Raw genomic sequence first — 24,107 nt, 5'->3', positions numbered from 1 at the left:
ACTGGCGCTGAAAGTTGGCGGTCAACTCCCTTAAGCTGGCGTCGCTTTGGCGTGATCCCTCACCGAGGTGCGGTTCCACTTGATGGCGGAGGCGACTGTGTCGCCCTCTGTCCGGCGTGGAGTCTCGACGATGAACCTGGGCGATCATGACCGGTCCGGGTGCTACGTGTCGAAGCCCGGCAACTGTGACGCGCAGAAAGGGGAGGTTTGCTGTGTACCGCATGGAGATCTCCTTCGCGTGGTCTCGCGTGGAGCCGCCAAGGGTAGACAGGCATGCGTCCCTCTCGGTCCGGGCGGCCTCGCGATTCCGGTTCCCCGAACTTCCCCGAATCGTCGGCGCCTTGGTATGCCGGGCCCGCAGCGCTGTCCGACGTGACCACCCCGCGGGCGGGGAGCGTCGTTTATCCCGCCCATTCCCCCCTCGAACCCCTAGGACCCTTTTTCCGTGACCTCTCCCTCAGAACCCGCCATTGTGCTCGGCGCCATGACGGTCGTCATGGCTGTCGTCGCACTGCTGCTGGCGCTCTCACGTCGCAAACAGATGCGACGGTGCAGAGAAATGGACGCAGCCCTGAAGAGCGCCGAGGCGCGCACGCGCTCCGCCGAATCCCGCACGGACGACGCGGAGGCCCGCGAGGACCGGTTCCGCGCCGAGGTGAGTCATCTCGTCTCCGCCCGGCTTCCGGCCCTCAAGCTCAATCTGATCAGCTCCCACCATCCGGTCCCCGGGCTGCTCCATGAGAAGAAGGCGGGACCCGAGGACGCGGAGCTCCTCGACTCCGTACTCACCAAGGTGTCGGAGATGGTCCTGACCGAGCGTCGTCGCGTCGACGCCGCCGCCAGGGCTGCCCTGCGGGGCGCGAGCCAGGACTCGCAGGCGCTGTCGTACCGGCTGCAGTCGGAACTCGACGCCCTGCAGAGGGAGTTCACGGGATCACGGCAACTGACGCACCGTATGCTCGCCGCCGACCATCTCAACGAGCAGAATCTGCGGCTCATCCAGCGGACCGCCATCGTGTGCGGGGCGTGGCCGGGACACGTCCGCAAGGACACCTACGTGGCCGAACTCGTCACGGGTGCCTCTTCCCGACTGCGCGGCTTCGACCGAATAAAGATCAACTCGCGAATAGCCTCCAACGTCGGGATCGTCGGCCGTGCCGCCGAGCCGGTCGCCGTGGCCTGCGCGGAGCTGATGGCCAACGCGCTGGAGCACTCCCGTGACGACCTCGCGGTGGATGTCAGCCTGATCCAGACCGGAAACGGCAACGTCAGCATCACGGTTGACGACGCAGGCAAGGGCATGACCGCGGAAGCGGCCGCGCGGGGTGTACGGCTGGTGTCGGCCGACAGCAAAGATGTCATGCTCACCGAGCTGGGCGACCCGCCGTCCCAGGGTTTCGTCGCCATCGGCCGGCTCGTCGCCGACTACGGCTTTCATGTCTCCGTCGACAATCCGTCTCCCTATGGCGGGGTGCGCGCTGTGGTGACCATTCCCCCGAACCTTCTGGCCTCGATCGACGAGGAGGCCGAGCCGCCGTCCGCGATGGCTCCCCAGCCGCCCGTGGCGCCGAAGGCGGAGCGACGGCCCCCCGCGGCGACCGAAACCCCCGCCGCGGACGACGAGAAGTCGCGAGCCTCCGCACCGGACAGTGCGGACGGTCTGCCGCAGCGCCGCCGCCGCGGGCCGGCGGGATCCACCGGCGGACTCACCGTTCCCTCGTACCGTGCCCCGGACCCGGAGCGGTCTCGCAAGGCCTGGAGTGAATTCCAGGACGGCCTCGAAAGCGGCCGAACCGGTTCTGATTCGGAGGAAACACAGTGACCATTCCCAACGGCGAGAACGAGACCTGGTACCTGGACCCCATCACCGAGATCCCAGGAGTCCGCCACGCCCTGCTCATGACCCTCGACGGGATGGTCCAGGCCCGGTCCGAGAACCTTTCGGCGGACGACGCGGACGGCGTGGCCGCGATGACCTCCGCCCTGCACGCCGCTTCTCGCGCCGCCGTCATCCCGGCGCTGGGTGCCGCGCCGGACACCCCCATCGAGACCGTCACGGTGAAGATCGCCGAGGGCACTTACATGGTCATGCCGGCCGGGGCCAACACCCTGATCGCGGCCGCGGGTGACGACTCGATGCATATGGGCGTGGTCGTCCACATGATGGCGCGCCAGGCGAAGAAGCTCGGGGAGCAGCACATGTCCGTCTCCGCCCGTAGCCATGACAGCGCGTCATGAGCCGCGGTCATCAGCGGCGCCTTCTTCCGGCGTATCTGGCGACCGGAGCCGGCGGTGCCCCGTTGCCCACCACCCTCGACACGCTCACGGCCCTGCGTGCCAGCGGGCTTCCGCTCGCCGCTTACCACACGCCGGTGCACCACCGGGTCGTCGAGCTGGTGACGGACGGTTCCCTCACGGCCGTCGAGATAGCCGCCTATCTCGGACTGCCGGCCAGCGTCGGTCTGATGCTCGCCGAACAACTTGTCAGTGACGGACTGTTAAAAGCCAGCGTGCCGGTGCCGGATGCCCTCGCCCCCTCGCGCGCCGGCCGGCCGTCGATGCAACTCATGGAAGAGGTGCTGAGTGGACTCCAGTCACTCCGTGTCGCCTAGCCCGCGTCCCGTGTACCTCCCCGAGGGGGAGCACCAGAGAGCCAAGATCCTTGTCGCGGGTCCTCTCGGCGTCGGCAAGACGACCGCGATCAAGACGCTTTCACAGATACCCACGCTGCACACCGACGAAGTCATGACGGACGCGGCGGCCGGCGCCGACGATCTCAGTTTCGTCGGCCTGCGGGACAAGACGACCACCACGGTCGCCATCGACTTCGGTCGACTGACACTGCCGGGCGGGCGAGTTGTCCTGTATCTGTACGGAACTCCGGGGCAGCGCCGCTTCCTTCCTCTGTGGGAGGGCATCGCCTTCGGGGCGCTCGGTGCGCTCGTCCTGGTCGACACCCGGCGCCTGGACGAATCCTTCGAGGTGATGGATCTCATCGAGGAGCGCGGTTTGCCGTACGCCGTGGCAGTCAATACCTTTCCTGACTCGCCTGACTACGACCTGGAGATCGTGCGCAAGAAGCTCGACCTCGCCCCAGACACCCCACTCGTCACCTGTGATGCCCGCGAGATGGACAGCACTCTCAGCGCACTCATCGCACTGACCGCCCATTCCATATCCTCGGCCGGAGTCGGAGCCTCGTGAGTATCACACCACCAGCCGTCACAGCCGTGCCGCTGCACGGGCCCGAGCACGCGGCCGATCCGCAGCGCAGCTATGAACTGCTGCGCCTCCAGGGGCCGGTCGGCGTCGCGGAGATCGACACCGGTCTCGTCGTCCATCTGGTCACCGACTACCGCGCGGCGCTCGAACTTCTCCAGGACACGGCCACCTGGACCAAGGACACCCGCAGTTGGCTGTCCCAGGTTCCGGAGAACAGCCCGATCAGACCTCTGGTGGAGTGGCGGCCCAGTCTCTTCTTCGCCGACGGGGACGAGCACGCGCATCTGCGCAAGGTGATCACCGACAGCTTCTCGCTCCTCGATCCCAACGACGTGCGGGTCCTGACGTTCCGTCACGCCGACAAGCTCCTCCAGGACTTCGCGGACACCGGGAAGGTCGACCTCGTCAGCCAGTACGCACAGCAGCTGCCGCTGATGGTCTTCAACGGCCTGTTCGGTATGGATGACGAACACGGGCCCCCGCTGGTGGGGGCTCTCGCCGCCATGGTGGACACCGATCCGGCACGGAAGGCGGCCGGCGCCCAGGCGTTCGGCGCCTACCTGGGGACCCTCTACCAGACCAAGGTCGAACAGCGCGGCCACGATCTGACGTCCTGGTTCATCGACCACCCCAACGGGCTGAACCAGGAAGAGGTGATGAATCAGGTCATCATCGTCTTCGGCGCGGGGAACGAGACGACGGCCAACCTCATAGCGAACACGTGCGTCCGAATGCTCAGCGACGACCGGTACTTCGGCACGCTCACCACCGGAAGTCTGCCTGTCCAGCACGCCATCGACGACGCGCTGTGGCACGACTCGCCGCTGGCCAACTACAGCTTCCACTTCCCCAGGAAGGACGTCACTTTCCACGGTACGCACATCCCCGCCGGCTCCCCGGTCATGGTCTCGTACGCCGCCGCGAACACCTGCCCTCACGCCGGGATACCGGCCGACGGCTACCGCTCGGGCACCAAGGCGCACCTGGCGTTCGCCGCCGGGCCGCACGCCTGCCCGGCTCGTGATCTCGCTCTGATGATCGCCACCGCCGCGATCGAAAGGCTCGCCAGCTATCTGCCGGACATCGAACTGGCCGTCGCACCGGATCAGTTGACCTATCGCGACGGGCCCATCCACCGGACGCTCACGTCGCTTCCCGCCCAGTTCACTCCGCTGACCCCCGACGCCAAGGGCGTCACCCCCTGGAGCCGCGGTTCCGCCAGTCCGAAGACGGACACCGGGTCGCCCTCGGCCGCGGGCGACCGCGCGTCGTAACAGCTTCCTGGTCCGTCCTCCCATGCCGTGTCGCGGTGGTGCCGTCGGCCAAGGACCCGCACCACCGTGACACCGCTGGGACAGCAATGTCCTGGCCCTGTCCTCTGCCCGAACGGAACCGCCAAGACGGTTCTCGACCGAAAGGGGATCAATCACCATGACCAACACACGTCCCGGCACCAGTGCGCCGGGCTTCTCGTCCGTACGGCACAAGGTGGGGGCGGCTCTGACCGGCTTCCTCGACGCCAAGGACGAGGCCGCGCCAGGAACAGAGCTGCTCTATCTGACCACAACCCTGCGTACGTTCCTCACCAGCGGGAAATGGCTGCGGTCCGTGCTGTGCGTCTACGGATGGCAGGCCGCCAGAGGGGACGGCGAGATGACGGCCGCCCTGCGCGCGGCCGCGAGCCTCGAACTGTTCCAGGTGTTCGCCCTGGTGCACGACGACGTGATGGACAACAGCGATGTCCGCCGCGGCCAGCCGTCCGCGCACCGGGCGCTGGCCGCCGCGTACACCGAAGGTGGCGGTCCCCGCGGCCGTGCCGAGGCACACGGGCTCGGCGCGGCCGTCCTCCTCGGCGATCTGGCACTCGTGTGGTCCGACGAGCTCCTCCACTCGGCCGGCCTCGACCCGGGCACGCTCGCCCAGGTGATGCCCCTGGTGGCCGACATGCGCAGCGAAGTCATGTACGGCCAACTGCTGGACCTTCAGACGACCGGGCGGCTGACCGGCGACATCGAAACGGCCCTGCACGTGATCCGGTACAAGACCGCCAAATACACCGTTGAACGCCCCCTTCATATCGGGGCGGCGGTGGCCGGGGCCGCCCCGGCCGTGCTGGATGCCTGCACCGCGTTCGGTATACCGCTAGGAGAAGCGTTTCAGCTCCGCGACGACCTGCTCGGTGTGTTCGGGGATCCCGCCGAGACGGGCAAACCGGTACTGGACGATCTGCGCGAGGGCAAGGCCACCGTACTGATGGCCCTCGCCGTCCAACGAGCCTCTCCCACCGAGCGCGAGACCCTGCGCGGTCTCGTCGGCCGGAGCGACCTCGACGAGGACCAGGCCGCCGAGGTGCGCGCCGTCCTGGAGTCCACCGGCGCCCGGCGGACCGTGGAGGAAATGATCACCGAACGCCGGGACGCGGCCCTCACCGCACTGGACGAGGCGCCCTTCCCGGAAGCGGCCTCCGCCCAGCTGCGCCAGATCGCGCTGGCCGCGACGGACCGCCGGACATGACCGCCCGCCCCCATGCCGTCACCGCAACCGAGAGGTGGGAACAGCCCATGAGCGACACGGTCGTGAACGCGACCTACTCCCAACAGGCGGCGCACCTGGTGGCGAGGGTCGACCGGGACCGGTGGGGCAGCGTCCGCCCCTCCTTGTACGAGACCGCCCGGGTCATCTCGGCGGCCCCCTGGCTGCCGGGGGAACCGGGCCGGATCGCGTATCTGCTGAACGAGCAGGCGCCCGACGGCAGTTGGGGCGAAGGGCCGGAGCGCTACCGGCTGCTGCCGACACTCAGCGCCGTGGAAGCCGCGCTGGCGGTCCTCCGGCGGGGCGCCATGCCCGAGGAGACCACCAGGCGACTCGCCACGGCGGTGGACAGAGGCCTCGCCGCGCTGCGCGCGCTGCCCCCGGCGGGACCATGGCCCGACACCGCCGCGGCCGAGATCCTCGTCCCCGGCCTGGTCGCGAGGATCAACGAGCAGCTCCCGCTCATCGCCGACGACAAGACACGTGTCATCGACGGGTGGCGCCCCGGGCCCGGACTCGCGCTGCCCCGTGGCTACGACCAAGCCGTGCCCGAGTACGCGGCGAAGCGGTACGTTTCGGCGGGCAGCCTCCCCGTCAAGCTGCACCACACGTTCGAAGGGATAGCCGGATACATACCGGGGGCCCTCATACCGGACAGGCCCGACCTGCTGGGCAGTTCACCGGCCGCGACAGCCGCCCGGGCCGCGCGGGTCCCGGCGTCACCCGCGGCGGAGACCGTCGCCGCCCTCGAATCGGTGGCGCGGCGCTACGCGGGTAGCTTCCCCGAGGCCGCCCCGATCCTCGTCTTCGAGCGCCTGTGGGTCGCCGCCGCACTGGCTCGCGCGAACCTGCCGGCAGCCAGCCTCCCGACCGTCCGCAGATGGGCCGCCGACATCTACGATCCCCGGGGAGTACGCGGCGCACCCGGGCTCATGACGGACGCCGACGACACCGCCATGGCCGTCCTGGTGTCCTCACTGGTCGGTCTGCCGCACAGCCCGGAGCCGCTCGACCTGTTTCACAACGGCAGCCACTACGACTGCTACATCGGCGAGGACACCGGGTCCATCACCGCGAACGCCCACGCCCTCCAAGCGCTCGGCGACTACCAGCGCCGCCACCCCGAGACCCGGCACATCTACGCTCCCCGGACGAACAAGCTGCGCGACTGGCTCATCGGCAGGCAGCGGCCCGAAGGGACGTGGCCCGACAAATGGCACGCCTCCCCCTACTACGCCACCGCACGGTGTGTGTCCGCGCTCAGGCAGTACGGCGAGGACCACGCGGCCGCGGCGGTCGAGGCCGCCGTGGCCTGGGCCGTCGACACCCAGCGGGACGACGGCTCCTGGGGGGTGTGGGGCGGTACCGCGGAAGAGACCGCGTACGCCGCGCAGATCCTGCTCTCCACCGCCGAGCGCCAGCCGCGCCATGACCGCGCCCTGCACCGCGCGGAGACCTACCTGAACGGCGGAACGAGTACCGGTCACCACCCGGCGCTCTGGCACGACAAAACCCTGTACGCCCCCGGCGCCATGATCGAAGCCGAGGTCCTCGCCGTGCGGGAGCTGCTGCGGACACGTGACGGCCGGCCCGGGCGGGAGACCAACACACCCACAGATGCGGAAAGGTAGGACAGACACGTGACCAGCAGACACGTTCCACCGATCGCGCCCGGGAAGCTGCCGCTCATCGGACACGCCGTACCTCTGATCAAGGACCGTCTCGCTTTCGTCCAGAGCCTGCGCGCGCACGGCCCCATCGTCCGCGTCACCGTCGGCCCGAAGACGCTGACGGTGGTCAACTCGGCCGAGCTGATCCACCAGATGCTCACCAGCCAGGCGGACGAATTCACCAAAGGGCTGCTCTTCGAGAAGCTCAAACTCTTCGGCAAGGACGCCCTGCCTGTCGCGGAAGGCAAGCCGCACCTGCGCCGGCGGCGCCTGATGCAGCCGGCCTTCCACCGCGAGCAGATCGCCGGCTACGTCACAACGATGCGGGAGACCGTGCAGCCGTACATCACGGCCTGGGACGGCGGAACGCCACTCGACCTGAAGACCGAGATGCAACTCATGACGCAGGGCGTCGTCATGTCGGCCCTGTTCTCCTCGACGCCCCGGCGCGAACCCGCCCACGAGATCCTCAACAGCGTCGACACCGTCTTCAAGACCGCCCTGCGACGAGCCCTGTTGCCGATATCAGCCCTGGAGCGGCTGCCCACCCGGCGCAACCGGAGGGCCGACGCCGCCGGCATCGCGCTGCGCACCGCGGTGACCGGCATCATCGCGGAACACCGTGCGCACCCCGACGCGTACGACGACATCGTGTCGCTGCTCCTGACCGCACAGGACGAAACCGGCGCGACGCTGCCCGACGACGAGATCCTCTCGGAGGTCACCGGACTGCTCGCCGCGGGCTCCGAGACCACCGCGGTCGTCCTCGCCTGGCTCTTCCACGAACTGGGCCGCAACCCGGACATGGAGCGCCAACTCCACGAGGAGGTCGACTCCGTGCTCGCGGAAGGTCCGCTCACCGCGGAGCGCGTTCCCCGCCTCGTCCACACCCGCAGGCTCGTCAGCGAAACCCTGCGGCTGTACAGCCCCGCGTGGCTCGTGACCCGACAGGCCATCTCGGACGTGACACTCGGCGAGTTCACCCTGCCCGCCGGCTCGGACGTGATCTGGAGCGCCTACGCGCTGCACCGCGATCCCGACATCTACCCCGACCCCCTGCGCTTCGACCCCGACCGCTGGCTCCCCGAGCGCCCCCAGCCACCGAAGGGCGCCTTCATCCCCTTCGGTTCCGGTAAACGCATGTGCATGGGGGACGCGTTCGCCTGGACCGAGGCGACGATCATCACCGCGCTGATCGCGAACCGCTGGCGGCTGCGGCCGACGCCCGGCACCGTACGCCCGGTCGGAGCGATCACCACACACCCCTCGTCCCTCCACATGGTGCCCGAGCTCCGGCACCACGCCGTCGCGGGGAAGACCCGATGAACGACGCGGTCACCACGGACTCGCGGGCTCTGCCGATGCCCGACCTGCGGGACTCCTTCCCCGGTCCCTTCGAGGTCAGCGCGTACGCCGATGACATCGAGCGGCATGCCGGGCGGTGGCTTCGGACGTTCCCGCTCGTCGGTTCGGAGCGCGCGCTGAGCGCACTGTCGCAGATCACCGGCCAGGGGGTGGCCCGTACCTTCCCGACGGCCGAGCGGGACGACCTCTTTCTCTGCGCCGACCTCTTCCTGTGGCTCACCGCGTTCGACGACGCGCACGGCGAGGCGACCGGGGCCCGCGACCCGGCCCTCCTGGCCCGCACGATCGGTGACTTCGTCCATCTCCTCGCCGGCCACGACGAGCCACCGGGCAGCGCCGGCGCCTTCACCGCCGCGCTACGTGATCTCCTGGGCCGATTCAGGGAACGGGCCACGCCCCTTCAGTATCTGCGGCTCACCGCACACGTGCGGGACAACCTTTTCGGCATCCTCTGGGAGGCCCACCACGTCCACAGGCCCGATCACATCACCATGCCCGACTATCGCGCGATGCGTCCGCACACGGTCTTCGTGCGGACCGTCATCGCCATGGCGGAGGTCGTTCTCGGGTACGAACTGAGGGAGAGCGACAGGGCCTTGGAGCCGGTCCGGGAACTCCAGACGGCTGTCGCGGATCTCGCCGGCTGGATCAACGACCTCGCCTCGTACGCGAAGGAAACAGCCCACGGCGGGGCCGGGACGCTCAATCTGCCCGCACTGCTGATGCGGGAGCACGACTGCGACACCGAAGAGGCGTTCCGGCTGGCCTCCCGTATGTGCGAAGAGCGGGCGGCGGTGGCCGCCGCCCGGATCGTCGAACTGTCCGCCGGTGGAGGCCCGCTCTCCGATCACGCGGGAGCTCTCAAGTCCGTCGCGTCCTCCTACGTGTGGCACATCCACCACTCCCGCTACCGGACCTAGGAGGCAGGGCTCAGGCATGGAAGCCGTTGCACCCGATGGTGCTGAACTCCTTGGGCCCGCCTTCGACGTGGTAGAGCACCACCGTCCAGTCGCCCGGGTCGTCGCTCACCGGGATCGCGTCGATTGACCCGCCCTCGAAGTGGGCCCGGAAGTCGTCGGGATACTCCCACTTGACGGTTCCTCCCGAGGACCATCGGGAGTAGAGGTCGACGGGTTCGCTGGTGAAGCCGATACCCTTCCCAGCCGACTTGAGGGGGCGACCGGTGGTGCGGTCGGTCTCGTGCGGTGGGCGTATCCCGACGGACACGTAGTACGGCGCGGGACGCTTTCCGCTCCCTGCCGACTTGGGGCGGACGGCCACCGACGCGGTGCCCGAGCCGGTGGTGTGCGAGACGGAGGACCGGAGGCCCGAAGGTGGCAATGTGTCGGTGAGACTGGCCAAGTCGCAGGTGCCGATGCCCTGGGCGGCCTGTTCCGGATCCTCCGAGAGGGCCCAACGGTCGTGCGACACACGGTCGTTGGCGATGTGGTCCGGTGGGCCCTCCGCCGGATCGTCCTTGGCCGCCGGCGGGGGTGTGGTGGGCTCAGCGCTGGTCTCGGCGCTGGTCTCGGTGGTGGGCGCCGCGTCGGTGTCCTGATCCTTGTCGCCCTGTTCGGGGAACAGCCAGAGCGCCACGGGTACGACGAGTGCCACCGCGCACGCCGCGAGCAGGCCCTTACGACGCCCGCGCCGAGCGGCGGGCGGCGGCTGCCGGTCCGGCACGGCGTAGGGGGTGGTCTCGGGGTCTCCCCAGCGCCTGGGTTCGGCCGGCTGCTCGGTGGACACGGCCTCCGGCCGGCCGCGACCCTCTCCGGAGGATGCCGGAGCCTCACTCGTCCGCTCGGGTACGGCTTCGGCGTCGCGGGTCACCGACCGGTAGTGCGCGTCCGCGGTCAACGCCGAGTCCACCGCGCACCCGGCGATCACGGCGGCCAACTCGGGCCGTTCCCCCGGCTCCTTGGCGACGCAGCGCCGGATCAGCGCGGCCAGGTCGTCCCGTACGCCCGTCAGGTCGATGTCCTCGTGCACGGTCCGGAAGCTCACCGCCGAGGCGTCCCCGCCGCCGAACGGGGGCCGGCCGGTCGCTGCGTAGGCGATCGCCGCTCCCAGCGCGAAGATGTCCGCAGCGGGGCCGACCTCGTTACGGAGGAGCACCTCGGGCGCGGCGTACCCGGGTGTGCCCGGCGCCATTCCGACCTGGGTGAGGGTCGTCCACTCATGCCCTCGGGCGATGCCGAAGTCGATCAGCTGCGGTCCTTGCGGCGCGAGGATGACGTTCTGCGGCTTCAGATCGCGGTGCGTCACCCCATGACGATGGACGGTGGCCAGCCCCTCGGCGAGCGCGGCGAACAGCCGCAGCGCACTCTCGGGCGGGAACGGCCCGCTCGCGCGCACCGCTTCGCGCAGCGTGGGTCCCGGCACGTACTCGGTGGCCAGCCAGTACGGCGACGCGTCGAGCGACGCCTCGATCAACTGGGCGGTGTACGGGCTGCGTACGGTCTCCATCGTCGCGGCTTCTCGCCGGAACCGGGCCAGCGACTCGGGATGGTCGCTGATCTCGTCCCGGATCACCTTCACGGCCACCAGCCGGCCGCCGGGCGAGCGGCCGAGATACACCTGTCCCATACCGCCGGCGCCGAGCCGGGCGAGAATCTGCCAGGCGCCTATTCGCGCGGGGTCTTGGGGTCGCAGCTCATCCACCTGTAGGACTTTGCCACAGCCGGGATTCGGGCGGGGCGCGAGGGACGCACAAGTGCCCTTCGGACGCACCGACTTGCGGGCCCGAGACCCCGATCCCACGGGAACGTGCCGGGTTCACCCCTTCAGGAAGGGGCCTCGCGTCACCTTTCGCCGTGCGCGGTTGTCGCGGGCAGTTCCACCGTGACGCGGATCCCGCCGGCGGCGCGCGGGGTGACGGTGAGGGTGCCTTCGTGCGCGTGGGTGATGGTCTTGACGATCGCCAGGCCCAGGCCGGCGCCCGCGTGGGCCTCGGCGGTGTGCAGGCGTTCGGAGCCGCGCTGGAACGGGTCGGTGAGTGTCGAGGCCAGCTGTGGGGTGAGCTTCTCGCCGGTGTTCTCGACGGTGAGCACCACGGTCTTGGGGCGGACGCCGGTACTGACCCACACGGTGCCCCGGTCGGGCACGTTGTGGACGATCGCGTTGTGCAGGAGGTTCGTGGTCAGTTGCAGCAGGAGCGCCCCCGATCCGGTCGTGGGAGTGATGTCGCCGGAGGTCTCGACGGTGACGCCGTGCTTCTCCGCGAGCGGGAGGAGTGTCTCGGTGGCTTCCTCCGCCATGAGGGACAGGTCGACGTGTTCCCGGGCGAACGACCGCTGTTCGGCGCGGCTGAGCAGGAGCAGTGCCTCGGTGAGGTCGATGGCCCGGGTATTGACGGCGTGGAGCCGGTCGACGAGTTCGCCGGTGTCGTGGTTCGGATCGGTGCGGGCCACGTCGAGAAGTGTCTTCGAGATCGCCAGCGGGGTGCGCAACTCGTGGGAGGCGTTGGCCGCGAATCTCCCCTGTTCGGCGACGTGCGCTTCGAGTCGGGTGAGCATCGCGTCGAAGGCGTCGGCGAGTTCGCGGAACTCGTCCTTGCGGCCCGGCAACCGGATCCGGTGGGAGAGGGATCCGTTCGTGGCCAGGCGGGTGGCGTCCGTGATGCGGGTCAGCGGGGCGAGCATCCGGCCGGCGAGTATCCACCCTCCCACGAAGGCGAACACCAGCAGGAACGCCAACACCGCGGCGGCCCTCGGAGCGAAGACGTGCAGAAGGCTGGACCGCACGGGAAAGACACCATGGGTGTCGGTGCTCCCGGGGATGATGAGCGCGCGCTCGGGGACGTAACGCAGAAGGAACACCCACACCGCCGCGAGCAGCAGAGCGCCGACGAGCATGAGGAATCCGGCGTAGCTGAGGGTGAGTTTGAGGCGAACACTCATACCGGGCGCCCTATCCACGGTCCGCTCCGTCATGTGCCGCCCCTGGTCGTGTGTCGATGCGGTAGCCGACGCCCGGCACCGTGGCGATGATCCAGGGTTCACCGAGACGCTTGCGCAGCGCCGAGACCGTGATGCGTACGGCGTTGGTGAACGGGTCGGCGTTCTCGTCCCATGCCCGCTCCAGCAACTCCTCGGCGCTGACGACACCGCCCTCGGCGGCGACGAGGACTTCGAGTACCGCGAACTGCTTCCTGGTCAGCGCGACGTACCGGCCCTCCCGGTAGACCTCTCTGCGGAACGGATCCAGCCGCAGATCCGCGATCTCCCGCACCGGCGCCCTGTTGTGCGCGCGCCTGCGGTCGAGTGCTCTGAGCCTGAGGACGAGTTCCAGGAGCTCGAAGGGTTTCGTGAGGTAGTCGTCGGCGCCGAGTTCGAACCCGGAGGCCTTGTCGTCGAGACGGTCGGCCGCGGTGAGCATGAGGATCGGCATGCCGCTGCCGGAGGCGACGATGCGTTCGGCGATCTCGTCACCGGAAGGTCCGGGGATGTCGCGGTCGAGGACGGCGATGTCGTAGGCGTTGACACCGAGGAGTTCCAGGGCGGTGTCACCGTCACCCGCGATGTCGGCCGCGATCGCCTCCAGGCGCAGACCGTCGCGGATGGCCTCCGCCATGTAGGGCTCGTCCTCGACGATCAGCACACGCATTCCGTTGATGCTACGAGGCGGCGCATATCGTCCGCGTATTGAAATCCTCATACGTGCTGACAACACCACGCTGCCTTGAATCGCGGCATGACCCGAACCGCACCATCAGCACCAGGGCGCCCTGTTGCCGACGCCGACGCCGACGCCGACGCCGAGCGCCGGGACACCGGCGACGGGACATGGCACGCGGGCGTCCGCCGGGCGATCCGCGCCGGCTTCCGGCCCGAGCCCTGGAAGCGCGGCCCCGTGCTCGCGGCGCTGGCGTCGCTGCTCGGCCTGCTCCTGCTGCTGCACGCGAGGATCCCCAACCGGATCGGGAACGCCGGCAGCCTGGTGGAGACCTTCCTGCCGTGGTTCGGCCTGTTCGTGCCGGTCCTGCTGACCGGGGCGCTGCTGCGCCGCTCCGCCTCCGCGGTGGTCGCGCTGCTGCTGCCGGTCGTGGCGTGGCTGAGCCTCTTCGGCGGGCTGCTCGGCGACAAGTCCCGACCGGGCGGCGACCTCACCGTGGCCGGCCACAACGTCGGCGCCGACAACCCCGATCCGGCCGGCACCGCGCGCGACCTGGCCGCCTCCGGAGCGGACGTGCTGGCGCTGGAGGAGATCACCGCGGAGGCCCGGGACACCTACGAGAAGGTGCTGGCGAAGACGTACCCGCACCACACGGTGCGGGGCACGGTCGGGCTGTGGAGCAAGCTGCCGCTGTCGGACACCCGGCCGGTCGACGTCAAGATGGACCAGGGGCCGCTGGCGGCCACGAAGCCCGCCGACGTCAAGATGGCGTACAACCGGGGGCTGCGGACCACGGTGGCCACGGACCGGGGGCCGCTGGCGGTGTACGTGGCCCATCTGGGTTCCGTACGGGTGAATCCCAGGGCGGGCCTTTCGACGGGGCAGCGGGACGCCGGAGCGCAGGCACTCGGCCGGGCGATCGCCGCCGAGCCGAACGAGCGGGTGGTGCTGCTCGGCGATCTGAACGGCACGATGGACGACCGCGCCTTCGACGGCATCACCTCACAGCTGCGCTCGGCCCAGGAGACCGCCGGGGACGGCTTCGGCCTCAGCTGGCCGACCGCGTTCCCGGTGGCCCGGATCGACCACATACTCGTCCGCGGCGTGGAGCCGCGGAGCTCCTGGGTACTGCCGGCCACCGGCAGCGACCACCTGCCGGTGGCGGCCGGAATCAGCTGGTGAACACCGGATGACCTGAATTCGCCGGGTTCCGGAGCCGGTCGAGCGGGTCGGTCCTCCGTGGGTTCGCCGTCGGAGCCGTCCGGACGGCGGGGGGCGGAATGGTGTGGGTATTGTCGCCAAAGACGACTCGGAAAGCGCGCGGCGATAAACGAGGGAAGGTCGTTATGGCCAGGAGTGAGCAGGGCCTCATCCGTCCCCGGACCACGACCGTCGATGGTTTGACCATCCGTTTCGCGGAGAGCGGGGCGGGAAGTCAGGACGCCATTCTGCTCAGTCCGTGGCCGGAGAGTATCTATGCCTTCGACCAGGTGTGGGCCCGGCTCGGTCAGGACACTCACCTCCTCGCGATCGATCCGCCGGGATTCGGCCGGTCCGAACGCACCCGGGCTCTGTTGTCTCCGCGGGCGATGGGCGATTTCATCGTCCGCGTCGCCGACATTTTCGAATTGGAGCAGCCGCATCTCGTAGGGCCGGACATCGGCACCTCTTCGACGCTGTTCGCCGCTGCCTCGCGGCCGGGCCGGTTCAGGAGTGTTGTCGTGGGCAGTGGGGGAGCGGCCGTGCCACTCAATCTGACAGGAGTCCTCAAGGACTGGGTCGAGGCCGCCGATCTGGAGCCCTACCGCCGAATGGACGGCCGGGACATCGTGGATATTGCGCTCTCGACCATCGAGGGGTACCAGCCGCCGGACCATATCCGCGACGACTACCGGACTTCGTACGAGGGCGACGGATTCGCCGAATCCATGCGATACGCCCGCGCCTATCCCGAGCAGCTCCCGATCCTCGGTGATCTGCTTTCCGGGATCCAGACACCCGTACGCATCATCCAGGGCGATCACGACCAGGTGGTGCCGAGGGCGAACGCCGAATACCTCCATGAGCGCCTTCCGCACAGCCAGGTGGATTACCTCGACGCGGGCCACTTCTGCTGGGAGGAGAAACCCGCTGAATACGCGGCGCTGGTCGCCGACTGGTGGGAGCGGCACCGCCGGTCCGTCTGAGGATCCGAGCACAACGGCGAAGCAGGCTTCCCCCGGGGACACCGGGAGTCGCGGGAAGCACGGGGATCGCGGACCGATGCCGTGGGGAAGGGCGACACGACCCCCGCGCTTCCCGGTTCTCCGGCGGACCGGAGGAGAGGATCTACCTTGCACGCTCGGGGGGAAAGCCGCGGTGGTGTTCGGTACCGGTCGACCGGGTGGTCCGCGCACACCCCGACATCCCCATCGTCGAGAAATGAGACCCGATGCCCCCTCAGGACACCAAGACCGCCCTTGTCACCGGAGCGTCCGGCGGTATGGGTGCGGCATTCGCGCAGCGGCTGGCCGACCGTGGATACGACCTGGTCCTGGTGGCCCGGAACAAGGAGCGGCTGGACACCCTCGCCGCCGGCATCACCGAACGAACCGGCCGGCGCGCGGAGACTCTCGCGGCCGATCTGACGCGCGACAAAGACCTCGCGAGTGTCGAGAAGCGGCTGCGTACCGACGACGCCGTTCACGTACTGGTCAACAACGCCGGCGGTGGACTGTTCGGGCCGATCGTCACGGCCGATCCGGCCGCCGCCGACGAGCTGATCAAGCTGAACGTCACGGCCTTCACCCGGCTGGCGACGGCGGCCGCCGCCGCGTTCTCCGCCCGCGACGACGGCGTCATCCTCAACGTCTCGTCGGGCCTGGCGGTGGGTATTCTGCCGGTCAGCGCGGTGTACAGCGGTACGAAGGCGTACGTGGTGAGTTTCAGCCAGGCCCTCCGGCAGGAGTTCGCCGACACCGGGGTCAGGGTGCAGACCTTCATGCCGGGCGCGACGCGCACCAAGTTCTGGGACGGCTCGGGCCTCGAACTCTCCGCCCTTCCCGATCGGGCGATCATGTCGCTGGACGACGCGGTGACCGCGGCCTTCGCCGGCCTTGACGCCGGGGAGAGCGTGACGGTCCCCTCGCTGCCCGACTCGGAGTGGGCCACGCTGGAGGAGACCCTGAGGGCAGTCTCCCCGCACTTCTCCGGAGCCGAACTCGCGGCCCGCTACATCCGCTGATCCGCGGGCGGTCTTCCCACGTCCGCCCGTCGACCGTCCGTTGCTGGAAGCGGGAGTGCCATGAAGATTCTGGTGGTCGGCGCCGGTGCCGTAGGCGGCTTCGTGGGTGGGCGGCTGGTGGGAGCCGGACGGGAGGTCGACTTCCTCGTCCGGGCCGGACGTGCCGCTCAGCTGCGTGAGCGGGGACTGCGCATCGTCGATGGCGCGGAGGTCGAGGCCGTCGACGTCAGCTGCGTCGGCGCGGGGAGCCTGGCGGGTCCGTACGGACTCATTCTGCTCTCCGTCAAGCCCGCCGCCCTGTCCTCGGTCATGGATGACATCGAGCCCGCCGTCGAGAGGGACACGGCGATCGTGCCGTTCCTCAATGGAATGGCCCATGTGGACCTGCTCACCGGGCGATTCGGCGACGCGATTCTCGGGGGCGTACTGAAAGTCGTCACGCAGCTCGACCCGAACGGCGACATCCGTCAGTTCGCCCCGGGAGGCCAGATCCAGGTCGGCGAACTCGACGGCGCGCCTTCCGGCCGGGTCACTGCGGTCACGACGGCCTTGTCCGTACCGGGCTTCACCGTGACGGCGCCCGCGAACATCGTCGACGCGATGTGGTCGAAGTGGGTGATGATCGCGACGATCGGCGCGGTCACCACCCTGGTGCGGGGCCCGATCGGTGGGGCCGTCGCCGTGCGGGACGGCGCGGGCTTCGCGGCGGGGACCCTTGAGGAAGCGGCCTCGATCGCCGCGGCGGCCGGACATCCAGTCGGTGCGGATGAACTCGACGGCCTTCGTGGACTGGTGACCGCCGAGGGGTCGTCGACGACCTCGTCGCTGTCGCGTGAACTCGTCGCGGGCCGGGAGACCGAGGTCGAGAACGTACTCGGAGACCTGATCGACCGAGCCGCCGCCCTCGGCCTCACCGTGCCCCGCCTGGAAGCGGCAGCGCTGACGCTGCGTGCCCACAACGCCCGGGTGAGCGACGCCCGGTCGTAGCGGTCCGGCCTTCCGGACGCCGCTCGCGGTGTCGCACGCGTCGTACGCCCCGGGTCCGGGGCCGGTGGAACTCCCCGGCGGTGTCGGGTCGGTACGGCGACGGCGGACCGCGCGCGAGGCGCGGTCCGCCGGTGGTACGTCACCGAGCGGTGCTCCGGGGGGTCGGCCGGCCGTTGCCACCGGAGCACCGGTGAGAGGTGCTGTCAGGTCCTGTCCTCAAAGTAGCGCCGTCCGCCCGCAGGGAGGCGCCGTGTCGCGGGCCGGGCGGGACTCCGAGGTCACGGTCTAGAGGACCGTCGCGCCGTACGCGCTCAGGGCTTCGGTGACGGGCTGGTAGAACGTGGTGCCACCGGTGCGGCAGTTGCCGCTGCCGCCGGAGGTGAGGCCCAGGGCCGTGCTGCCGGCGAAGAGCGCGCCACCGCTGTCGCCGGGCTCGGCGCAGACGTTGGTCTGGATCATGCCGTACACGATGCCGCTGGCACCGTAGTTGACGGTGGCGTTGAGGCCGGTGACCGTACCGCTGTGCAAGCCGGTGGTGCTGCCGCTGCGGCGCACGGACTGGCCCACGGACGCGTTGCCCGCGGACGTGATGTCCTGGTACGAGCCGTTGTACAGGTAGACCCGGCCGTCGGCCGCCGACGGGTTGGAGTGGCGGATGATGCCGTAGTCGTTGGTCGGGAAGCTGGTGCCGGTGCGCGTGCCGATGGACCAGCTGCTGCCGATGTTGGTGCAGTGGCCGGCGGTCAGCGCGTGGGCCACACCGCGGACCGAGACGTTGAAGCCGAGCGAACAGCGGCTGCCGCTCGTGGTGATGGCCTCGCCGCCGGCGATCAGCGGGCTGAACTTGCCGTTGGTGCGCTTGACCGTCAGGTCCGCCTTGGAGTCCGCCAACGCGCCCTTGACCTCAGCCAGTTCGGCCGTCGACACGGTGCTGTCGATGGTGAGGACGATCTTGCCGGTGCTCGCGTCGGTGTACCAGGCGGTGCCGGCCACGTCCGCTTCGAGAACGGCGGAGCTGGCGTCGGCGAGCTGCGAGGCGGTCGCCTTGACCTCGGGGGCCGGGGCGGCGACGGCCGAGGGGGCCGCGAGCGCGACGGCGGTCACGAGACCGGATGTCACGGCGAGGAGCCGAGCCCGTCTCGACGTACCGCTGAGGGGGGAAAAGCGCTTGAAGATCACGAGATCCTCCGTAGGCATGGGGGATGGACAGCCCACCGGTTGGGCGGGCAGTCGGTGCGTGCAGGTCCGGGGCCGGCGGTAGCTGGACGTGGACCTGTCAAGCTGTGCGGTTGGAATCGTTGACGGCCAGGGCTCCGGATACAAGGCCGACTTCCGGACCGTGGGCGGAGAACCGCTCCGGGTGCCGGCGGGGGCGCTCCCGGCCCCGAACCTGGGCGCACCTCCCGGCGTCCCGGCTTTGCTGCAAAACGTGTGCGGGCCGTGGGGCTTGTCTGCCTCACGCGCCGAACTCCCGTGGCTGGGCGCGGGTTTGAGCCTGTTTGCAGTCCCTTTGCGAAAGGTCGCGGCGGGTTCACATCGCGAACACACACCGTTCACGGCTCGGTCGGTCGCACGGTACGGCTGGTGTGTACCGAGTCTGATGGGGTGTCTGCGCCGGTTGGTGCAGCTTCCGCGTCCGCGGTATGTGCGTCGTCTCTGGTGAATTACCCGTGCGGTCGAGATGGCCGAATCTTTGACTCCGCCTCCAGAACGTGTCCGCTACGAGGCGTGAATACGTCCGGAGGCGCGCTCTTGCGGAGGTTCAGGGGGTGTGCTGCGCGCGTTCAAGTCGCCGCCGCGATCGGTAAGTTGGTCCCGCGCGGCAGGTGAATGCCGCGCACCGCATTCACCGGCAGGCCGAGCGCGCGGAAGCCGAGCCCGGTGCCCTGGAGTGGTTCCTCGGGGCGGAGGCCATGCAGGCCGCCGACGAGGTACGCGATGGCGTCGTCCTGTCCGGCGGAAGCATGTGGGGCCTCGGCATCCTGCCCCTCGGATACCTCGACCCCGAACGGTCAGGCGGCGTGGCAGAGCATCGCGGGGTCGGCCGGGGTCGAGGCGCGGGCCACGGTCGCCCGCACGGGGTTGCCGGGGGCCGCGGCCCCCGAGCGGTTCCGTGCGAAGACGACGAGACGCAACACCGCGAACCGCGCGACACCGGCGAGTGCGGAGGCGGACAGATAGACGACCTGCTGGAGCAACGCATCGGGCGCCGCCACCAGTTGGTGCAGGACCAGCATCGCCACACAGGTCACCGCGTACGCCGCCGCCGCGGATCCGGCTGACTGGGCGTGCTGGCTCCAGGTCGCTCGTCCGCCGGATCCGAAGGTGAAGCGGGCGTGCAGTTCGGTGGCGAGGAGCGTGGAGACCACGGTGATCAGAGCGTTGGCGAAGACCCAGGGCATCCAGGAGGCGAGGGCCGCCACGGCGAAGCTGGAGGCGAGCCCCACCCCGCCGCCGCAGAGCACGAAGCGTGCGAACGCGGTGACGGCGCCCCGCTCCCGCTGCTGCCGGCTCTGTGCTGTCTCCATGGTTCGACCCCTTTGACGACTGACTGGCTTGACGGCTCACTCCGCGAAACGCGCACTCCTCGGCTGCGAGGCCGAGGAGTGCGCCCCCCTTGGCGTTATCATGGCACATAAATGGCGCCATGAGGAGTCATTGGTGGCGCGAGGTGTGCTGAAGGTGGCGCCACGATGCTGATGGAGTCACGAATGCGCAGGCCGGCGATGCGGCATGGCTCGATCAGGGCGAGGCGCTCTACCCACCGACCGGTCAGGCGTTGGCCGGTCGCGGCAGCGGCCCGGCGAGTCGGCCGGTGCGGGCCAGGGCGCCCACCGCCGCCGCACACCCGGCCCAGCCGCCCACCGGATGCGGCTGCGACACGACGTGCACGGTGGCTCCGTACGCCCCCAGCAGGCTGGTCATCATCGGCTCCATGCCGGGGTCGGTGACGACGTCGACGGGGTGGCCGAAGGTGCTCCCCGCCAGGGCCAGTCCGAGCCCCAGGGTGCCGGAGGTGGATTCCACGATCGGGGCGCCGGGCAGCAGTTCGCCCCTGCCTCGCGCGGCCCGGACCATGTGCGGGGCGGTGCGGTCCTTGATCCCGCCGGGGTTGGCGCCCTCCATTTTGGCCCAGAAACCACGGCCCGGATCGGCGAAGGGCTCGCCCACCCACAGCGGCGGGGTGTTGCCGACCAGTCCGGCGGCGGTCCGTACGCTCGGCGCGGTCGCGGCGAGCAGCCCGGCGGGCGGGCAGGGGGGAGTCAGGGAGGTCATGGTGTTCAACGGGTTCTCTTTCAACGTCCGGCAATCGACGGGACCGGCCGCTTGAGATCGGAGAGGAGGTGGTCCGTACGGCTCCGCTCGCTCAGGCCGGGGACGTGGTCGTCCTCGGCTCCGCGCACGGGGCGGCGGGCTCCTCCTGGATCCGCCAGACCCCGAGCCCTGCCCGCCCGCCGCCCGGCGGCCCCCTCCTGCCGGTGCCGGCACCCGCCGGCGAACCGGTCGAGGAGACGCCGGGCGAGAGGAGAACGGTCTCGCCATGAACCGCGGCCGGGGGCCTTGGCCGGCAGTCCTGCTGCATCCAGCCGGGCTGGTCGTCACCGGGGCAGTGCGCGAAGAGGGACCCGTCCGTCGCCCGGTCGACCAGGTCGGGCGCCGCCGCCATCGGCGGTACGGCACTCAGGGAGTCGACACCCCTCGCCCCGGGCGACTGGGGCCCGTGAGCGCACACGAAGATATGAAGACCGCGGCCAACACCGTCACCAGCCCGGCCAAGGCCCACCACCCGGCCCGCCTGGAGCCGCACGATGCGCCAACTGGCACATCGCTTAAAGTAAGCGAACAACCACATAAAGTGTCCGCCAGGAAGCCCGCCCGGACTCCGCACCTTCGGAGTCGGCGGGCCGCGGTCGCTCCTGGTGGCCGAGGTGCGCCCCTCCGTCATCTGCCCAAGACAAACCAAACAAAGGGAAGAAATCGGAGATTTCTCCATCGAGTCACGGGTATCGAGCGTGGGGTACTCGGGGTGTGGGCCGTCAGCAGGAGGCCCGGACGAAGAGGGGAGAGCACCATGAAGGCAGTGGTTTTCCACGGTCCGTACGAGGTCTCGGTCGACGAGGTGGAGAAGCCCCGCATCGAGGCCCCGCAGGACGTGTTGCTGCGGGTGACGACCACCTGTATATGCGGTTCCGACCTGCATATGTACGAGGGGCGTACGGCCGCCGAGTCCGGCCTGGTGTTCGGCCACGAGAACCTCGGCATCATCGAGGAGGTGGGCGAGGGTGTCACCAGCCTGAAGCCCGGCCAGCGGGTGGTCATCCCGTTCAACGTCGCGTGCGGCTTCTGCCGCAACTGCCGGGCAGGCAAGACGGCGTTCTGCGAGACGGTCAACCCGGGGTTCGCCGGAGGCGCTTACGGTTACGTGGCGATGGGCCCGTACCCCGGCGGCCAGGCCGAGTACCTGAGGGTGCCGTACGCGGACTTCAACTGCGTACCCCTGCCGCCCGGCGAGGAGCACGAGGCCGACTTCGCACTGCTGGCCGACATCTTCTCCACCGGCTACCACGCCACGGAGCTCGCGGGCGTCCAGCCGGGAGAGACCGTCGCGGTCTTCGGGGCCGGGCCGGTCGGCCTGATGGCGGCCTACTCGGCGATGCTCAAGGGCGCGGCCCGGGTCTTCGTCGTCGACCGCGTCAAGAGCCGCCTCGACCTCGTCGAGCAGATGGGCGCCACGCCGATCGACTACACCGTGGACGACCCGATCCAGCAGATCAAGGACGCGCTCGGCGACGTGGGCGTCGACCGGGGCATCGACGCCGTCGGCTATCAGGCCACGGTGCCCGCGGGACAGGAGCAGCCCGCGCTGGTGCTCAACCAGCTCGTGGAGACGGTGCGTCCGACGGGCTCGATCGGCACGGTCGGGCTGTACGTGCCCACCGACCCCGGCGCGCCCGACCAGGACTCGGCGAAGGGGTTCCTGCTCTTCAACATCGGCAGGTTCTTCGAGAAGGGCTTGCGGATGGGCACCGGCCAGACCGACGCCAAGCGCTACGCCCACCAACTGCGCGACATGATCATCGCGGGCAAGGCGAAGCCGAGCTTCGTGGTTTCCCAGGAACTGCCCCTGATGTCGGCGCCCGACGCGTACGCCCGCTTCGACAAGCGCGAGCCGGGCTACTCCAAGGTGCTCCTCCACCCGCAGCAGACCTGACCCACGCGCCCACCACCGCCCGAACCCCCGCGAGGTTTCCGCGTCCGGCCCGACCGGGCGCGATCCCTCGCGGGCGCGCGGGAGACGCCGGTCAGGAGGCGGCCGGGACGTAGGGGAACGTCCTGGACGGGTTCGATGTGACCGACTCCTTCGTGATGCCGAGCGTGAACGGAGTGTTGGTCGCGAACGAGAACATCACCTCCGGCGCGTTGTCGGTCATGGCACGGCCGTTCCACTCGGCGAAGCCGAGACAGCCCGGGGTGCCGATGGTGTACGGCAGGAGATTCGGCAGGATCGCGTCGACCACGACGCTCGCGTACGCGTCAGGGTCCTGGGAGGTGCCGTACGCACGGACCACCGACGCCACGGACTCGGTGAGCGCCTTGCCGTAGATGTGCAGGTCCTCGGGGCGGGTTGCCGTTGAGGCGATCGCCGAGGTCCTCGTCGAACTGGGTGAACAGCGGGTGGATCATCGGCAGGCCCGCGCGGTTGATCGGCCGCCAGCCGTCGGCGTCGGTGGCCAGGGAGTCCAGTGCCCACACCCCGATCCGGCGGTCCGGTCCGGCCACGGGCAGCAGTTCGGCGTCCGTGACCTCCAGGACCAGCGAGTAGACCGTGTGCCCCGCGAAGAGGTTCTGCGCCTCGGCGGGGTTCCAGCCGGACAGGTCGACCGTCGTCCCGTCCTGGAAGGCGTGGCCGACGGCCTGCAGCACGTTGGGCTCGATCCAGAAGGGGTCACCGGCCTTGCCGGCCCAGACGCGCCCGCCGTCGGGCAGTTCGACGCTCTCACCGGTACGGCCCAGGGCGATCACCGCTCCCTCGGCGGTCGGATCGTGGGCCTCGGGTCCGGCCAGCTGGCGGAGCTCGTAACTCTGCTCGCCGGCCTCGTCCTGTTCGGTGAAGGTGAAACGGTAGGTGAGGTCCTCGACGGCGTCACCGTTCGCGTCAATCTTGATCTCGTACCGGCCTTCGGGGTGGAACCCGCGCGGGATGCCCTCGCCGGCGAGCGAGTGGCTGTGATCGGTGACGAAGACCGTGCCACGCCCCCCCCGGAAGACGAACAGGTCGGTGATGTCCAGCCGCGGGTCCTGGCGGGCGAGGGGTGAATCGAGGTGATGGGACATACTTCGGCGCTCCTCCTTCGACCGGGGCAATCGCCGAACGATTCGAGCCCCCTCGGGGGCCGCGCCGATACAGGACGTCGACCATGGGCTCCCGCTGCGGGACGAACCCCTCTGACGTCACCCATTACCTTTCCATCCATTCCCCCCGATTCTTACCT

Annotated in this window: 23 protein-coding genes; 14 read left to right on the top strand and 9 right to left on the bottom strand. The window is 69.7% G+C overall.

What is annotated here, in order from left to right:
- Positions 1-445: 445 nt before the first annotated feature.
- The 9 genes from IEY79_RS12325 to IEY79_RS12285 all read left to right on the top strand — a co-directional run bounded on the left by IEY79_RS12325 (position 446) and on the right by IEY79_RS12285 (position 9,709).
- Positions 446-1,822, top strand: a complete 1,377-nt coding sequence (locus IEY79_RS12325; protein ID WP_189107443.1) for an ATP-binding protein — start codon at positions 446-448, stop codon at positions 1,820-1,822.
- On the top strand, positions 1,819-2,238 hold the full coding sequence (locus tag IEY79_RS12320) for a roadblock/LC7 domain-containing protein (RefSeq protein WP_189107442.1): 420 nt from the start codon (positions 1,819-1,821) through the stop codon (positions 2,236-2,238). The genes IEY79_RS12325 and IEY79_RS12320 overlap by 4 nt, the downstream gene beginning before the upstream one ends.
- Positions 2,235-2,612, top strand: coding sequence for a DUF742 domain-containing protein (locus IEY79_RS12315; RefSeq protein WP_189107441.1), 378 nt, complete (start codon positions 2,235-2,237; stop codon positions 2,610-2,612). The genes IEY79_RS12320 and IEY79_RS12315 overlap by 4 nt, the downstream gene beginning before the upstream one ends.
- Positions 2,613-2,622: 10 nt before the next feature.
- Positions 2,623-3,204, top strand: a complete 582-nt coding sequence (locus IEY79_RS12310) for a GTP-binding protein (RefSeq protein WP_189107440.1) — start codon at positions 2,623-2,625, stop codon at positions 3,202-3,204.
- Positions 3,201-4,496 carry a cytochrome P450 family protein gene (locus IEY79_RS12305; protein ID WP_189107439.1) on the top strand — a complete coding sequence of 432 codons (1,296 nt, stop codon included), beginning with the start codon at positions 3,201-3,203 and terminating at the stop codon, positions 4,494-4,496. Before IEY79_RS12310 ends, IEY79_RS12305 begins: the two co-directional genes overlap by 4 nt.
- Before the next feature lie 157 nt (positions 4,497-4,653).
- Positions 4,654-5,736 (top strand): polyprenyl synthetase family protein, encoded by a 1,083-nt coding sequence (locus IEY79_RS12300; protein ID WP_189107438.1) that lies wholly within the window; start codon positions 4,654-4,656, stop codon positions 5,734-5,736.
- 47 nt (positions 5,737-5,783) lie between these two features.
- On the top strand, positions 5,784-7,385 hold the full coding sequence (locus IEY79_RS12295; RefSeq protein ID WP_189107437.1) for a prenyltransferase/squalene oxidase repeat-containing protein: 1,602 nt from the start codon (positions 5,784-5,786) through the stop codon (positions 7,383-7,385).
- A gap of 9 nt (positions 7,386-7,394) precedes the next feature.
- A complete protein-coding gene (locus IEY79_RS12290; RefSeq protein WP_189107436.1) occupies positions 7,395-8,750 on the top strand; it encodes a cytochrome P450 in 1,356 nt (451 codons plus the stop codon).
- Positions 8,747-9,709: a terpene synthase family protein gene (locus IEY79_RS12285; protein ID WP_189107435.1), complete on the top strand. Its 963-nt coding sequence runs from the start codon at positions 8,747-8,749 to the stop codon at positions 9,707-9,709. Before IEY79_RS12290 ends, IEY79_RS12285 begins: the two co-directional genes overlap by 4 nt.
- Positions 9,710-9,719: 10 nt before the next feature.
- On the opposite strand, the gene IEY79_RS12280 is transcribed toward IEY79_RS12285, so the two are convergent.
- The 3 genes from IEY79_RS12280 to IEY79_RS12270 all read right to left on the bottom strand — a co-directional run bounded on the left by IEY79_RS12280 (position 9,720) and on the right by IEY79_RS12270 (position 13,394).
- Complete coding sequence (locus IEY79_RS12280; RefSeq protein WP_229700825.1) at positions 9,720-11,450, bottom strand: protein kinase domain-containing protein; 1,731 nt, start codon at positions 11,448-11,450, stop codon at positions 9,720-9,722.
- Positions 11,451-11,590: 140 nt separating this feature from the next.
- On the bottom strand, positions 11,591-12,688 hold the full coding sequence (locus IEY79_RS12275) for a sensor histidine kinase (protein WP_308426663.1): 1,098 nt from the start codon (positions 12,686-12,688) through the stop codon (positions 11,591-11,593).
- A 10-nt stretch (positions 12,689-12,698) separates the two neighbouring features.
- The gene (locus tag IEY79_RS12270; protein WP_189107434.1) at positions 12,699-13,394 is read right to left on the bottom strand and encodes a response regulator transcription factor; all 696 of its coding nucleotides are present in this window, start codon (positions 13,392-13,394) and stop codon (positions 12,699-12,701) included.
- An 87-nt stretch (positions 13,395-13,481) separates the two neighbouring features.
- On the opposite strand from IEY79_RS12270, the gene IEY79_RS12265 reads away from it, so the two are divergent.
- The 4 genes from IEY79_RS12265 (at position 13,482) to IEY79_RS12250 (ending at position 17,613) form a co-directional block, all read left to right on the top strand.
- Complete coding sequence (locus IEY79_RS12265; protein WP_189107433.1) at positions 13,482-14,585, top strand: endonuclease/exonuclease/phosphatase family protein; 1,104 nt, start codon at positions 13,482-13,484, stop codon at positions 14,583-14,585.
- Between the two features lie 98 nt (positions 14,586-14,683).
- Positions 14,684-15,589, top strand: coding sequence for an alpha/beta fold hydrolase (locus tag IEY79_RS12260; RefSeq protein ID WP_189107432.1), 906 nt, complete (start codon positions 14,684-14,686; stop codon positions 15,587-15,589).
- A gap of 245 nt (positions 15,590-15,834) precedes the next feature.
- Complete coding sequence (locus IEY79_RS12255; protein ID WP_189107431.1) at positions 15,835-16,626, top strand: SDR family NAD(P)-dependent oxidoreductase; 792 nt, start codon at positions 15,835-15,837, stop codon at positions 16,624-16,626.
- Positions 16,627-16,686: 60 nt separating this feature from the next.
- A complete protein-coding gene (locus IEY79_RS12250) occupies positions 16,687-17,613 on the top strand; it encodes a ketopantoate reductase family protein (RefSeq protein ID WP_189107430.1) in 927 nt (308 codons plus the stop codon).
- A 285-nt stretch (positions 17,614-17,898) separates the two neighbouring features.
- On the opposite strand, the gene IEY79_RS12245 is transcribed toward IEY79_RS12250, so the two are convergent.
- The 4 genes from IEY79_RS12245 to IEY79_RS12230 form a co-directional block, all read right to left on the bottom strand.
- Complete coding sequence (locus IEY79_RS12245) at positions 17,899-18,792, bottom strand: S1 family peptidase (protein ID WP_189107506.1); 894 nt, start codon at positions 18,790-18,792, stop codon at positions 17,899-17,901.
- An 833-nt stretch (positions 18,793-19,625) separates the two neighbouring features.
- On the bottom strand, positions 19,626-20,141 hold the full coding sequence (locus IEY79_RS12240; protein ID WP_189107429.1) for a GtrA family protein: 516 nt from the start codon (positions 20,139-20,141) through the stop codon (positions 19,626-19,628).
- Between the two features lie 244 nt (positions 20,142-20,385).
- Complete coding sequence (locus IEY79_RS12235; protein ID WP_189107505.1) at positions 20,386-20,889, bottom strand: pyridoxal-phosphate dependent enzyme; 504 nt, start codon at positions 20,887-20,889, stop codon at positions 20,386-20,388.
- Positions 20,890-20,980: 91 nt separating this feature from the next.
- Entirely contained in the window at positions 20,981-21,280 is a 300-nt protein-coding gene (locus tag IEY79_RS12230; RefSeq protein WP_189107428.1) for a hypothetical protein, read from the bottom strand.
- A 405-nt stretch (positions 21,281-21,685) separates the two neighbouring features.
- On the opposite strand from IEY79_RS12230, the gene IEY79_RS12225 reads away from it, so the two are divergent.
- Positions 21,686-22,825, top strand: a complete 1,140-nt coding sequence (locus IEY79_RS12225; RefSeq protein WP_189107427.1) for a glutathione-independent formaldehyde dehydrogenase — start codon at positions 21,686-21,688, stop codon at positions 22,823-22,825.
- A gap of 91 nt (positions 22,826-22,916) precedes the next feature.
- Here IEY79_RS12225 and IEY79_RS37330 read toward each other — a convergent pair whose 3' ends face one another.
- Entirely contained in the window at positions 22,917-23,132 is a 216-nt protein-coding gene (locus IEY79_RS37330; protein ID WP_229700824.1) for a hypothetical protein, read from the bottom strand.
- 16 nt (positions 23,133-23,148) lie between these two features.
- A complete protein-coding gene (locus IEY79_RS12220; RefSeq protein WP_229700823.1) occupies positions 23,149-23,949 on the bottom strand; it encodes a DUF4331 family protein in 801 nt (266 codons plus the stop codon).
- Between the last annotated feature and the right edge of the window lie 158 nt (positions 23,950-24,107).

Source organism: Streptomyces camponoticapitis (assembly GCF_014646115.1).
Taxonomy (GTDB): Bacteria; Actinomycetota; Actinomycetes; order Streptomycetales; family Streptomycetaceae; genus Streptomyces; species Streptomyces camponoticapitis.
Note: the sequence above shows the minus strand (reverse complement) of the source record. Positions and strands in the feature narration are given on the sequence as shown.

Coding starts and splice junctions, on each gene's coding strand:
- IEY79_RS12315 (WP_189107441.1), top strand. CDS start 2,235: ATGAGCCGCGGTCATCAGCGGCGCCTTCTTCCGGCGTATCTGGCGACC.
- IEY79_RS12300 (WP_189107438.1), top strand. CDS start 4,654: ATGACCAACACACGTCCCGGCACCAGTGCGCCGGGCTTCTCGTCCGTA.
- IEY79_RS12295 (WP_189107437.1), top strand. CDS start 5,784: ATGAGCGACACGGTCGTGAACGCGACCTACTCCCAACAGGCGGCGCAC.
- IEY79_RS12285 (WP_189107435.1), top strand. CDS start 8,747: ATGAACGACGCGGTCACCACGGACTCGCGGGCTCTGCCGATGCCCGAC.
- IEY79_RS12275 (WP_308426663.1), bottom strand. CDS start 12,688: ATGAGTGTTCGCCTCAAACTCACCCTCAGCTACGCCGGATTCCTCATG.
- IEY79_RS12270 (WP_189107434.1), bottom strand. CDS start 13,394: ATGCGTGTGCTGATCGTCGAGGACGAGCCCTACATGGCGGAGGCCATC.
- IEY79_RS12265 (WP_189107433.1), top strand. CDS start 13,482: ATGACCCGAACCGCACCATCAGCACCAGGGCGCCCTGTTGCCGACGCC.
- IEY79_RS12260 (WP_189107432.1), top strand. CDS start 14,684: ATGGTGTGGGTATTGTCGCCAAAGACGACTCGGAAAGCGCGCGGCGAT.
- IEY79_RS12255 (WP_189107431.1), top strand. CDS start 15,835: ATGCCCCCTCAGGACACCAAGACCGCCCTTGTCACCGGAGCGTCCGGC.
- IEY79_RS12250 (WP_189107430.1), top strand. CDS start 16,687: ATGAAGATTCTGGTGGTCGGCGCCGGTGCCGTAGGCGGCTTCGTGGGT.
- IEY79_RS12240 (WP_189107429.1), bottom strand. CDS start 20,141: ATGGAGACAGCACAGAGCCGGCAGCAGCGGGAGCGGGGCGCCGTCACC.
- IEY79_RS12235 (WP_189107505.1), bottom strand. CDS start 20,889: ATGACCTCCCTGACTCCCCCCTGCCCGCCCGCCGGGCTGCTCGCCGCG.
- IEY79_RS12230 (WP_189107428.1), bottom strand. CDS start 21,280: ATGGCGGCGGCGCCCGACCTGGTCGACCGGGCGACGGACGGGTCCCTC.
- IEY79_RS12225 (WP_189107427.1), top strand. CDS start 21,686: ATGAAGGCAGTGGTTTTCCACGGTCCGTACGAGGTCTCGGTCGACGAG.
- IEY79_RS12220 (WP_229700823.1), bottom strand. CDS start 23,949: ATGTCCCATCACCTCGATTCACCCCTCGCCCGCCAGGACCCGCGGCTG.